The organism is Streptomyces sp. NPDC002935 (assembly GCF_040611295.1).
Lineage (GTDB): Bacteria > Actinomycetota > Actinomycetes > Streptomycetales > Streptomycetaceae > Streptomyces.
The window spans coordinates 20,400-32,503 of the sequence record NZ_JBEXNW010000008.1 but is presented as its reverse complement, the minus strand read 5'-3'; the positions used below and the strand labels follow the sequence as shown (position 1 = coordinate 32,503).

12 protein-coding genes are annotated in these 12,104 nt (G+C 71.3%); 7 read left to right on the top strand and 5 right to left on the bottom strand.

All coding sequences use genetic code 11. The annotated features are described in order from the left end of the window. The first annotated feature begins 31 nt into the window (after window positions 1–31). A complete protein-coding gene (locus tag ABZX90_RS12765) occupies window positions 32–1,315 on the top strand; it encodes an adenylosuccinate synthase (RefSeq protein ID WP_351129056.1) in 1,284 nt (427 codons plus the stop codon). Window positions 1,316–1,435: 120 nt separating this feature from the next. On the opposite strand, the gene ABZX90_RS12760 is transcribed toward ABZX90_RS12765, so the two are convergent. Continuing rightward, on the bottom strand, window positions 1,436–1,627 hold the full coding sequence (locus tag ABZX90_RS12760) for a hypothetical protein (RefSeq protein WP_355204230.1): 192 nt from the start codon (window positions 1,625–1,627) through the stop codon (window positions 1,436–1,438). A 145-nt stretch (window positions 1,628–1,772) separates the two neighbouring features. Between ABZX90_RS12760 and ABZX90_RS12755 the strand changes: the two genes are divergently transcribed. Further along, window positions 1,773–2,063, top strand: coding sequence for a hypothetical protein (locus ABZX90_RS12755; protein ID WP_351129062.1), 291 nt, complete (start codon window positions 1,773–1,775; stop codon window positions 2,061–2,063). A 128-nt stretch (window positions 2,064–2,191) separates the two neighbouring features. On the opposite strand, the gene ABZX90_RS12750 is transcribed toward ABZX90_RS12755, so the two are convergent. The 3 genes from ABZX90_RS12750 to ABZX90_RS12740 form a co-directional block, all read right to left on the bottom strand. Further along, complete coding sequence (locus ABZX90_RS12750) at window positions 2,192–2,842, bottom strand: hypothetical protein (protein ID WP_351129064.1); 651 nt, start codon at window positions 2,840–2,842, stop codon at window positions 2,192–2,194. 206 nt (window positions 2,843–3,048) lie between these two features. Then, a complete protein-coding gene (locus tag ABZX90_RS12745) occupies window positions 3,049–3,744 on the bottom strand; it encodes a GntR family transcriptional regulator (RefSeq protein ID WP_351129066.1) in 696 nt (231 codons plus the stop codon). 257 nt (window positions 3,745–4,001) lie between these two features. Then, entirely contained in the window at window positions 4,002–5,357 is a 1,356-nt protein-coding gene (locus tag ABZX90_RS12740) for an aspartate aminotransferase family protein (RefSeq protein ID WP_355204226.1), read from the bottom strand. Window positions 5,358–5,661: 304 nt separating this feature from the next. Between ABZX90_RS12740 and ABZX90_RS12735 the strand changes: the two genes are divergently transcribed. From ABZX90_RS12735 to ABZX90_RS12720, 4 genes are all read left to right on the top strand, one after another. Next, window positions 5,662–6,297 carry a DJ-1/PfpI family protein gene (locus ABZX90_RS12735; RefSeq protein ID WP_355204223.1) on the top strand — a complete coding sequence of 212 codons (636 nt, stop codon included), beginning with the start codon at window positions 5,662–5,664 and terminating at the stop codon, window positions 6,295–6,297. Next, a complete protein-coding gene (locus tag ABZX90_RS12730; RefSeq protein ID WP_351129073.1) occupies window positions 6,294–6,797 on the top strand; it encodes a MarR family transcriptional regulator in 504 nt (167 codons plus the stop codon). Before ABZX90_RS12735 ends, ABZX90_RS12730 begins: the two co-directional genes overlap by 4 nt. Window positions 6,798–6,874: 77 nt before the next feature. Next, window positions 6,875–8,926 carry a serine/threonine-protein kinase gene (locus ABZX90_RS12725; RefSeq protein WP_351129076.1) on the top strand — a complete coding sequence of 684 codons (2,052 nt, stop codon included), beginning with the start codon at window positions 6,875–6,877 and terminating at the stop codon, window positions 8,924–8,926. Between the two features lie 150 nt (window positions 8,927–9,076). Continuing rightward, window positions 9,077–10,609, top strand: a complete 1,533-nt coding sequence (locus ABZX90_RS12720; RefSeq protein ID WP_355204597.1) for a substrate-binding domain-containing protein — start codon at window positions 9,077–9,079, stop codon at window positions 10,607–10,609. Window positions 10,610–10,658: 49 nt separating this feature from the next. Here ABZX90_RS12720 and ABZX90_RS12715 read toward each other — a convergent pair whose 3' ends face one another. Beyond that, complete coding sequence (locus ABZX90_RS12715; RefSeq protein ID WP_355204219.1) at window positions 10,659–11,402, bottom strand: SLATT domain-containing protein; 744 nt, start codon at window positions 11,400–11,402, stop codon at window positions 10,659–10,661. A 326-nt stretch (window positions 11,403–11,728) separates the two neighbouring features. Here ABZX90_RS12715 and ABZX90_RS12710 point away from each other — a divergent pair, with 326 nt between their 5' ends. Next, window positions 11,729–12,073 carry a YbaB/EbfC family nucleoid-associated protein gene (locus ABZX90_RS12710; RefSeq protein WP_266765781.1) on the top strand — a complete coding sequence of 115 codons (345 nt, stop codon included), beginning with the start codon at window positions 11,729–11,731 and terminating at the stop codon, window positions 12,071–12,073. The last annotated feature ends 31 nt before the right edge of the window (window positions 12,074–12,104 follow it).

Genomic DNA, 12,104 nt, shown 5'->3' with positions numbered 1-12,104 from the left:
GACATGCCCCGCCCGGAAGGGGTGTACGCCTGTGCCCGCACTTGTGCTGCTCGGTGCTCAGTGGGGTGACGAAGGCAAGGGAAAGGCCACCGACCTGCTCGGTGGATCCGTGGACTATGTGGTGCGCTACCAGGGCGGCAACAACGCCGGCCATACGGTAGTCGTGGGCGATCAGAAATACGCCCTCCACCTCCTCCCTTCCGGAATCCTCACGCCGGAGTGCACTCCGGTGATCGGCAACGGGGTCGTCGTCGACCCGTCCGTCCTGTTCTCCGAGCTGAACGGACTCAACGAGCGCGGCGTCGACACCTCCAAGCTGCTGATCAGCGGAAACGCTCACATCATCACGCCTTACAACGTCACTGTCGACAAGGTGACGGAACGCTTCCTCGGAAAGCGGAAGATCGGGACCACCGGACGCGGTATCGGTCCGACATACGCGGACAAGATCAACCGCGTCGGCATCCGGATCCAGGACCTCTACGACGAGTCGATCCTCACCCAGAAGGTCGAAGCGGCCCTGGAGGTCAAGAACCAGCTGCTCACCAAGCTCTACAACCGGCGCGCCATCGAGGCGAGCCAGGTCGTCGAGGAGCTGCTGAGCTACGCGGACCGGCTCAAGCCGTACGTCGCGGACACCGTCCTGATCCTCAACGAGGCGCTCGAACAGGACAAGGTCGTGCTCTTCGAGGGCGGCCAGGGCACGCTGCTGGACATCGACCACGGCACGTATCCGTTCGTGACGTCGTCGAACCCGACCGCGGGCGGCGCCTGCACGGGTGCCGGAGTCGGCCCGACCAAGATCAGCCGGGTCATCGGCATCCTCAAGGCGTACACGACCCGTGTCGGCTCGGGGCCGTTCCCGACCGAGCTCTTCGACGCGGACGGCGAGGCGCTGCGGCGCATCGGCCACGAGCGCGGCGTGACGACCGGCCGTGACCGGCGCTGCGGCTGGTTCGACGCGGTCATCGCCCGCTACGCGACCCGCGTCAACGGTCTGACCGACTTCTTCCTCACCAAGCTGGACGTCCTGACCGGCTGGGAGGAGATCCCGGTCTGCGTGGCGTACGAGATCGACGGCAAGCGTGTCGAGGAACTCCCGTACTCCCAGACCGACTTCCACCACGCGAAGCCGATCTATGAGAACCTCCCCGGCTGGTCGGAGGACATCACCAAGGCGAAGACCTTCGCGGATCTCCCCAAGAACGCGCAGGACTACGTGAAGGCGCTGGAGGAGATGTCGGGCGCGCCGATCTCCGCGATCGGCGTCGGCCCGGGCCGCGACGAGACGATCGAGATCAACTCGTTCATCTAACGCGGAGCGGCGTCCGCGGCGGTGTCCGAACCGGATCCGCCGCGGTGTCCGAAGCGGTTGTTTCCACGAGTACGCCCCCGGCCGACATCCGGGGGCGTACCCGTACCCGGGGAGCCGGCCTCAACGCGAGGTCGGTCCCCACAGGTGGTCGGCGCTGCCGTTGTCGTCCCACTGCAGGACCTGGGCGCGGGTGGAGGTGCTCACGCCGTTCTCGGGACGGAACACCCCGTACGCGCCCGTGCCCGCCCTCAGCGGGCAGACCTGGCCGCCGAGTTGGCGGACCGGCCGGGCGCGGTCGCCCCACTCGTCCAAACGCTGCTGATGCCGCTACCGCTGCTGCTGCTACCGCGCTCGGTGCTCCGGCGCTGGAGTGGGCAGGCGAATGACAAGGGGCATAGCCTGAAAATGCACGTTTGGGTGCCTATGTGTGCGTCGGCCAGTGGAGAAGGTGAGTGCGATGCGCGTGCTGCTCAGGGCGACCATGGACACGGACAAGGCCAATGAGCTCATCCGCGACGGAAAGCTGCAGCAGCTGGTGCAGGAAACGATGGAGCATCTCAAGCCGGAGGCGGCCTACTTCACGACCCACGACGGCAACCGCGCCTGCTACATGGTCTTCGACCTGCAGGACAGCAGTCAACTGCCCGTGATCGCCGAGCCGTTCTTCATGAGCCTTGGCGCCAAGCTTGAGTTCTCCCCCGTCATGAACGCTGAGGACCTCCAGAAGGGCCTGTCCCAGTTGGCCTGACGGCCGGACGGGTGCGCAAACGCGTATCCGGGCGGGCCGGTCGCGCGTACGCGTATCTGGGCGGGCCGGGTGGCGATGTCCGCCGGTGCGGGGCCGCAGGAGGACGGGCCCCGCACCAGGAGGGCCGCTCAGCTGAAGATGATCATTGAGCCCTGGGCGAGACTCCGGGTCGCGGCGGCGTGCAGGCCCAGCCAGACGTGACGTTCGCGGGCGAAGGGGCTGGCGTCGTAGGGGGCGGGGGCGGCAGGCTCCTCCAGCTCCGTGGGAGCGCTGGGGGGCTGCGGTGCCGCCGGCGGGTTGGTCGGGTCGATGCCGATCGAGGGGGCCACGAACTCGAGTTCACGCAGGAGGGCCTGGGAGGAGCCCAGGGGTCCGCCACCCGCGAGGAGTTCGTCGTTGGCCAGCGGGTGCGGGAACTCGACCGGGACATACGCGCCCGCGTGGTCGTAGTGCCAGACCAGATGCGACTGCTGGGCGTTCGCCTCGAACATCTCCAGCAACTGCTCGTAGTCGCCGCCCAGTTCGTCGACCGGCGTCACCGCGAGCCCGCACATCTGGAGGAGGTACGCGCGGCGCAGGAAGTGCAGCGCGTCGTAGTCGAACCCGGCGACCGGGGCGACGTCACCCGAGAGGCCCGGCATGTACGCGTACACCGGCACCGGTGGGAGTCCGGCCTCGGCGAGCACCTTGTCGTAGAGCGCGAGTTCTTCGGCGAAGGGGTTGTCGGGGGTGTGGCACAGCACGTCGACGAGCGGGACCAACCACAGGTCACAGGCCAACAGACGGCTCCTCTTGCTCCTTGGGGTGCAGGGTGGTCAGGGCAGCGTAGTGCGCGTGGCCACTCTGTGAAGAGGCCGGTACGCAAGTAGGCCCCCGGGTGGGCCGGGGTTCGCCCGTCGCCACGGGGGCCGCGCCCCCAACCCCCCGATCGCCCGGAGGAGCTGTCCTCAAACACGGACCGGGGTGATCCGGCCCCGGCCGGGTGCTATTTGGCGTCGAGGCGCTCGATGAGGGCGAGGGCGTGATCGTTGTACGCCGTCACGATCGCCCGCGCCGTATCGGGGTCGCGGCGGGCGAGGGCGTCCACGAGCTCCGTGTGGCCGGACCACAGCTGGCCCCTGAGGTCGGAGACCCGGCGCAGGTGCTGGACCGTGCAGACCCAGGACTGGACCCGCAGCCGGTGCAGGAAGTCGCCGAGGTAGGGGTTGCCGAAGAGGCTGCTGAGTTCGCGCCAGAAGCGCAGGTCGTAGCCGATGAGGATGTTCAGGTCGCCGGCGGTGGCCGCGCGCTGGGCCTCCTCGCCGCGGCGCCGGACGGCCGCGAGGGCGGCGAGGGCGCGGGGGTCGTCGGCCTGCCGCATGCCGCCGGCCACGAGACTCTGGAACATGCCCTCCGTGATCAGGCTGCGCGCCTCGATCATGCCGCGGTAGTCGGCGGCGGAGTACTCGTGCACGCGGAAGCCGCGGTGCTGGTCCGCGTCCAGGAGCCCCTGCGCCGACAGGTCGACCAGGGCCTCGCGGACGGGGGTGGCGGAGACGCCGTACTGCTCGGCGATCTCCTTCACCGTGAACTCCTGGCCCGGCCGGAGGCGACCCCCGAGCACCTCGTCGCGGAGCGCGTCCGCGATCTGCTGCCGCAGGGTGCTACGGGTTACGGCGCCACTGCCGCCGGTACCGGCCATGGTGGTCGTCTCACTCCCCCATCGCGTGGGTAGGTGCGCGGATCTACTCGCGTATCTCGTCGAGCACGCCACCATACGCGGTGGGGGTCGGCGGGCGGATTTCCCGGCACCCCCGAAGAGGCGCGGGCAACCGCGCGACGACCCCCACGGGGGCGGACACCTCCCCCACAGGGGCGGCCTCCGAGAGGCGGACACCCCCACAGGGGCGGCCCCCACAGGGGCGGACGCCCCTACAGCCTCTGGGAACCCCTACAGCCTCACGCCGTGTGTTCGTCCGCCACCGACAGCGCCTCGTCCAGGGCCGCCAGTCCCTCCTTGGCCTCGGCCTCGGTGATGTTGCACGGCGGTACGACGTGCGTGCGGTTCATGTTGATGAAGGGCCACAGACCGCGGGCCTTGGCCGCGGCGCCGAACGCGGCCATCGGCGCGTTCGCCTCGCCCGCGGCGTTGTACGGAACCAGCGGCTCCCTGGTCTCCCGGTCCTTCACCAGCTCCAGCGCCCAGAAGACGCCCGTGCCGCGCACCTCGCCGACGCTCGGGTGCCGCTCGGCCAGCTCGCGCAGCCCCGGCCCGAGGACGGTCTCGCCGATGGCCGCGGCCTGGTCGACGATCCCCTCCTCCTCCATGACGTTGATCGTCGCGACGGCGGCGGCGCAGGCCAGCGGGTGGCCGGAGTAGGTGAGCCCGCCCGGGTAGGGCCGCCTGGCGAAGGTCTCGGCGATGGCGGAGGAGATCGCCACACCGCCCAGCGGCACATAGCCGGAGTTCACGCCCTTGGCGAAGGTCATCAGGTCGGGCGTCACGTCGTAGTGGTCGGCGGCGAACCACTTGCCGGTCCGCCCGAACCCGGCCATGACCTCGTCCAGGATGAACACGATCCCGTACCGGTCGCAGATCTCGCGCACCCCGGCGAGGTAGCCCACCGGCGGCGTCATGATCCCCGCGGTGCCCGGGATCGTCTCCAGGATGAGGGCCGCTATGGTCGCCGGCCCCTCGAAGGCGATCGTGTCCTCCAGGTGCTGCAGCGCGCGCTCGCACTCCTGCCGCTCGCTGTCGGAGTGGAAGGGGCTGCGGTACAGGAAGGGCGCCCAGAAGTGGACGACACCGGCGGCGCCGCTGTCGTTCGGCCAGCGCCGCGGGTCACCGGTGAGGTTGATCGCGGTCGAGGTGGCACCGTGGTACGAGCGGTAGGCGGAGAGCACCTTCGGACGGCCGGTGTGCAGCCGGGCCATCCGCGTGGCGTTCTCGACGGCCTCCGCGCCACCGTTGGTGAAGAAGATCTTGTCCAGGTCGCCCGGGGTCCGCTCGGCGATGAGCCGGGCCGCCTCCGAACGCGCCTCGACGGCGAAGGCGGGCGCGAACGTGGACATCGTCGCGGCCTGTTCCTGGATCGCGGCGACGACCTTCGGGTGCTGGTACCCGATGTTGGTGAAGACGAGCCCACTGGTGAAGTCCAGATACCGCTTGCCTTCGTAGTCCCAGAAGTACGACCCCTCCGCGCCGGCAACGGCGAGCGGGTCGATGAGCTCCTGCGCGGACCAGGAGTGGAACACGTGCGCACGGTCCGCGGCCTTCACGGCGGCGCCGGCCTGGGGGTTGGGCTGAGGGGTCATGCCGCGAAGCGTAAATGTCCACGGACCGGGCGCGATATCGGCGTCCTGTCTGTGGTCGGGGACTTTCCGCGACAGTCTGTCGGGCTTGGCCGAGGGGACGCGGCGGAGTCCGGGCGGCCTCCGGGTGGTGTCGGAGGGGCCTCCGGGCGGTCTCCGGGCGCGCTCCGGGCGGCCCCCGTCGGCGGTCGGCCGGCGACCGGCGTCCGGCGGGGATCCCGGGCGACGGCACGGGGATCGCTTGACAGCATCCTGTCCAGTTGACAGCATGCTTACATAAGCTGCTTCGCCCGCCCGAGGAGGAGTCATGAACACCACCGCAGACGCCGACGCGAGTCCCGTACCCCGCAAGCCCGTCCACCTCGCCGTCTACGACACCTTCGCCGACTGGGAGACGGGACACACGACGGCGTACCTCGCCCGCGCCGGACACACGATCCGCACGGTCGGCCCCGGCCGGGAGCCGGTCACCACCATCGGCGGGCTCCGTATCCAGCCCGACCTCGCGCTCGACGAGCTCCGTCCCGAGGACAGCTCGCTGCTCGTGCTCACCGGCGCCGACCTCTGGGACACCTCCGAGGACCTGGCACCCTTCGCCCGCGCCGCCCGCGCGTTCCTCGACGCCGGCGTCCCCGTCGCCGCGATCTGCGGGGCGACGGCCGGCCTCGCCCGCGAGGGGCTGCTCGACGACCGGGACCACACCAGCGCCGTCTCCTTCTACCTGGCCGCCACGGGCTACCGGGGCGGCGAGCGGTACACCGAGACCGACGCCGTCACCGACCGCGGGCTCGTCACCGCCGGGCCCACCGAACCCGTCGCCTTCGCCCGCGAGGTCTTCCGGCTGCTCGGGGTCTACGAGGGCGAGGTCCTCGACGCCTGGTACCGGCTCTTCCACGACTCCGACGCCGAGGCGTACGCCGTCCTCGAGAAGGCGGGCCGGTGAGCCGACGGCGGCAGGACCTGTTCAGCCGCGGCGCCCTCGCGGTCTTCCGGCTGAACGGCCAGTACCTCTCCGTGGCCGAGGAACTGGCCCGGCCCGCCGGGATCACCGCCGCCTGGTGGCAGGTCCTCGGTGCCGTCCTCGGCGAACCCCTGCCCGTCTCCGGGATCGCCCGCGTCATGGGCATCACCCGGCAGAGCGTGCAGCGCATCGCCGACCTGCTCGTGGACAAGGGCCTCGCCGCGTACCTGCCCAACCCCGCTCACCGCCGCGCCAAACTCCTCTCCCCGACGGAGCGGGGCCGCGCCGCCGTCGCGGAGATCGGCCCCGGTCACGCCGCCTTCGCCGACCGGATCGCCGAGGCGCTCGGCGAGGACGGGCTCGCCGAGACCGTCCGCGTCCTGGAGCGCCTGTCGGCCGTCCTCGACGAGCTCGCGGCGGCGGACGTCAACGCGTCCGCGGCACCTGTTACGAAAACGGCACCAGTCGTGACGGAACCGTAGACACCGCCCCGTCCACCTCCCCGTATGGCGCACTATCCTCGGTCTGTTGCACACATACGGGGGAGGTGGGCGCTGCCATGGAGAAGCTGGGGCCAGGGGATCCGCAGCGGATCGGGGCGTACCGACTGCTGGCGCGACTCGGTGCCGGAGGGATGGGTCACGTCTATCTCGCGCGGTCCGACCGGGGACGTACCGTCGCCGTCAAGCTCGTCCGCCCGGAACTCGCCGAGCAGGAGGAGTTCCGGGCACGTTTCCGCCAGGAGGTACAGGCCGCGCGCCGGGTCGGGGGGCTCTGGACCGCACCCGTCCTGGACGCGGACACCGACGCCGGGATCCCCTGGGTGGCCACCGGCTATGTCGCGGGGCCCTCGCTCCAGGCCGTCGTCGGGCGCGACCACGGCGCACTGCCCGAGCGCTCCGTGCGCATCCTCGCCGCGGGCCTCGCGCACGCGCTGAAGGACATCCACGCCGCGAGCCTCATCCACCGCGACCTCAAGCCCTCCAACGTCCTCGTCACCATCGACGGCCCCCGTGTCATCGACTTCGGCATCGCACGCGCCCTGGAGACGGTGACCGACGGCGGTCTGACCCACACCGGGGCGCTCGTCGGCTCGCCCGGGTTCATGGCTCCCGAGCAGGTGCGCGGCGACCGCGTCACGCCCGCGTGCGACATCTTCTGCCTCGGCTCGGTCCTGTCGTACGCCGCCACCGGCTCCCTTCCCTTCGGAGCGGCCAACAGCGGTGTGCACGCCATGATGTTCCGCATCGCCCAGGAGGACCCCGACCTGACGGGCGTGCCCGAGGGGCTCGCCGACCTCGTGCGCGCCTGTCTGCGCAAGGACCCCGCCGGCCGGCCCGGCCTCGACGAGATCCTGGAGCGCACGGGCGCGGAGGACACCGTCTCGGAAGGGCGCACCCTCGATCCCTGGCTGCCCAGCGCGCTGGTGGCCCAGCTCGGGCGCCACGCGGTGCAGTTGCTCGACACGGAGAACCCCGAGGAGGGACAGGCGCAGCCCCGGTCCGGTGCCGCACCCGACCGGCCGGCTCTTCCGCCGGCACCGGTGTCGCCGGTCCCCGCCCCGGACCTCTCGAAGCCGCCGTCCGCCCCGCCCGGGTCCTCGGCACCGTCCGCCTCCTCCTCGACGCCCTCCGCCTCCTCCTCGACACCGGCCGCGTCCGCCGAGGCGTCCCCGGAGCACGCGCCCACCCCCGCCGAGGAGGGCGCCACCCCGCCGCCGCCCGGGCAGCCCGGCCCCCTGAACCATCTCCCCACGCTCATCGCGGGCTCGGGCGCGACGCCTCCTCCGACGGGGCCGGCCGGCCCGCACCCCGCCTACGGCTACCCGCAGCAGCACCCGCAGCCCTCCGGACAGGGACCCGCCCACCCCGCGTACGGCTACCCGCAGGCCGGCTGGGGATCACCCCAGCAGCAGCCGTACGGCCCGGGCGTCGCCGCCAACCCCTACGGACCCGGCGGCGCCACCCCGCCCTACGGCCCGACCCCGCCGTACGGCCCCGCCGTCGCCCCGCTCGGCCCGGAACCCCCGCGCCGCAGCGGCCGGTCCACGGCTCTCCTCGTCGTCGTGGCCCTGGTCGTCGCGCTCGGCGCGGGCGGCAGTGTGTACGCGCTGCTGAAGGGCGGCACGGGCGGCGGCCAGGACGACCCCAAGGCGTCCACGCCGGCCTCCGGCGCGCCGAGCACACCGGGGCAGAGCACCTCGCAGGCGCCGTCCGCCGGTTCCGAGTCGCCCAGCGCCGAGGCGTCGCAGGGCGGCACTGTTCCGGAGGCTTTCCTCGGCACCTGGGACGCCGCCATCGACAACGCCACCGGCCACAACTCCCGCCGCCTGACCATCGAGCAGGGCGAGGTCGGCGACACGGTGCTCACGCTCACCGCGGACGGCCCGGCCGGCAGCGGCACCTACCACTGCGTCTTCCAGGCCGCCCTGACCGAGGTCCCGGGCGCCGGCGGACCGCTGGAGATCGGCCCCTCCCAGGTCACCTCCGGCGAACCGGCCTCGTCCTGCTCGCCGGGCGCCGCCTCCGAGGTCACCCTCCTGTCGGACGGCCGGCTGCGCCGGGTGAACACCAACTCGGGCGACGCGCTGACCTATTCGAAGAGCGGCTGAGCCCACCGCGCGGGCAGCGGCCCGCGACGTACCTTGGAACGCTTCAACTGGTGTGCAGTCCAAGGCTGTTGAAGTTCACTTCCCGTATGTGAGGTGTTTCCGGCCAGAGCCGTACGGTGACCGCACCGCAGGCTCGGGGGAGTGGCTCACGTGGAGTGGCTGAGCGCAGAGAACGTCGTGGCCGTCGGGACCGCCGTCATCGGTGTCGTCGCCTCCGCCGTGATGGTCTGGTACGAGCGCAGGGTGCCGCGCCGCAAACGGGTCGGCTACCGCGTCCAGATGGACAACCCCATCGGCGACGACGTCCGCTCGGGGCGCGCGAACGTACGGCTCGGGCTGTTCGACGAGACGCCCGGCATGTCCGACGCCACCCTCGTGCTGCTGCGGATCGAGAACGACGGCTCGCAAAGCATCGCCGGGGACGACTACACGAGCCGTGAACGGCACGGTCTGACCGCAGTGTTCACCGACCGCACCATCCGCGGTGTGTCCGTGACCCAGCCGCCCGGCACCGACCATCTGATGGACCACTTCACCCCGGCCGCCGGTCTCAGCTACGCGGACGGCACGCTGCGCATCCCGCGGGTCCCGCTGAACCGGGGCGAGCACTTCAAGCTGCTCGTCCTGCTGTCGGGCGGCGATGTGGGATGCCCGATACGGATCGTCGGCGGCATCCGGGACGGCGAGGTCCGGCCCAACCGCAGTACGACACCGGACGATCAGCCGCCGCTGTTCAGCCGCGCGGCCCGGCTGATCACCGTGCTGCTGACGGTGTGCGTCGTCGCGCTCGCCCTGATCGTCGTCCTGCGCGACGACTCACCGCCGCCGATCGGCTGCGCACAGGGCACGCTGACCGTCACGGGCTCGACCGCCTTCGAGCCCGTCATGCGCGAGCTGGCCGACAAGTACGAGCAGGACTGCGAAGGCTCCACCATCACGGTGGACGCCCACGGCAGTACGGCCGGAGTGCGCGAACTCGACACGGCGGGGCGGGAGTCGAAGAGCGGGTCCCCGGCCGTCGTCGCCTTCTCCGACGGTCCCAAGCCGGGCGACTTCCGGCAGCTGAGCGAGAACCGGATCGCGGTGTCGGTCTTCGCGCTGGTCGTCAACGACGACGTCCCCTTCAAGGACCTGTCGCTGGCCGACGTACGACGTCTCTACCGCGGGGAGATCAGGAACTGGAAGCAGCTCGGCGGACCCGACCGGCGGGTCGTTCTCGTCAGCCGGGACGCCAACTCCGGTACCCGGCAGGTGTTCCAGCGGCGGGTGCTCGGACGCGGCGAGATCGCCAACTCCTCGCTGGACTGCGTCCACAAGGACGACGTGACGGCGCCGCTCGTGCGCTGCGAACTCGACTCCACCGAGCAGGTGCTGAACACGGTCGCCAAGCTGCCCGGCGCGATCGGCTACAGCGAACTGAACAGCGCCGTCCGCCACACGGGCCTGCACAAGATCGGCCTCGACGGCCACACCGCCTCCGTCGAGGATCTGGAGCACGGCACCTCGGACTACCCGTACCGCGAGATCGAGTACGCCTACACCTACGGAGACCCGCCCGCCGACTCCCTCGCCTCCAGCTTCCTCGCCTACATCAGCCGGGGCAGCGGCCAGGACGTCGTCCGCACCCACGGCCATCTCCCGTGCGGGACGCCGGTCGGACTGAAGATCTGCGGCGCCGGGTGATCCCGCGGAGGCCGCGGCACAGGTGAAGGGACCGACCCGCCCGGGACCGCTACCGAGGCTCGGGCGGGCGCTGGCGGGGCATGTTCGGGCGGGTTCCCGGCGGCAGCGGGGTGCGTCCGTTCAGCGGTGGCCCGTCCGCCCGGGGCGCTCCCGCCGACGACGACTGGATCCCCAGCGGCGCCGGCCCCGTGCGGAACTCCACCATCCAGTCCGCCGTCTCGGTGCGCACCAGCTCCGTGACGTCCTCCGAGAACCTCCGCAGTACCCCGAGACACCGGTCGGCCGCCTCACTGGCCGTCCCGTCCGTGGGCCCGAGGCACTCCCGCACACTCTCGGACGCCCAGTCGAACTGAAGTGCCTGAAGTCGCCGCTGTACGGCCTGGGCGGTGGCCACATCCCTTATCCATCCGGACGTCACTCCGAAGAACCGGTCGACGGCGACGCAGGCGACCGCGGCCAGCAGCGCCAGATATCCCCACGGAGCCGCCCCGCTCACGGACCCGGTGAGGTCGAGCAACGGCAGCGCGGCCCCGGCGACGGCACCGAGCGCGGCCCCGCACCGCAGCAGACGCGCACCCCACCGCTTCCAGGTGCGGTCGGAGAGGTACCAGGCCGCAGTGTCGAGCGCCCCCTGCTCCACCCACCGGTAGAGCTCGTGGAGCCGTTCGGCGGGCTCCCCCCAGTCCCCGAGCGGAAACGGCCTACCGGTCAGGTCGCCCGGCCGCAGCCCCGCCGCCCCCTCGCTCCGCCCGTCCTGGGGCGGCCCCTCCGGCTGCATCTCCGGCTGACTCACCCGGCACTCCCTAGTTGACGACGGTGATGACGGACGACGGTGACGGTGCTGACCACGGTGATGGTGCTGACCACGGTGACGGAGCTGACACTGCGTGACGCCGTGTGACGCGTGGTGTAAATGCGCCGCCCCCTTCCTACCGCCCAATGGGTGGCGATGGACCTGGTTTACTCGCTTTTCCGCCTGGAAGAGGGTCTTGATCAGGTATAGGCGCCGCGACAGTGTCACTCGAAAGAGTGCTTGGGCGACGGGCCCGTCGACCACGTAGGCTCGTGCTGGACAGGAAAAACGGTCCACACAGCCGTACTCGAAACCAGGAGCTGATCGTGATTCCCGGTGGTGGCCAGCCCAATATGCAGCAGTTGTTGCAGCAGGCCCAGAAGATGCAACAGGACCTGGCGAACGCGCAGGAGGAACTGGCGCGGACGGAGGTCGGGGGCCAGTCGGGCGGCGGCCTGGTCAAGGCGACCGTGACGGGCTCCGGAGAGCTTCGCGGTCTGGTGATCGACCCGAAGGCGGTCGACCCCGAGGACACCGAGACGCTCGCCGACCTGATCGTCGCGGCCGTCCAGGCGGCGAACGAGAACGCGCAGGCGCTCCAGCAGCAGACGCTCGGCCCGCTCACCCAGGGGCTCGGCGGCGGCAGCGGCATTCCCGGTCTGCCTTTCTAAGACCGGTGGTGGCCAACTACCGTACGCACCA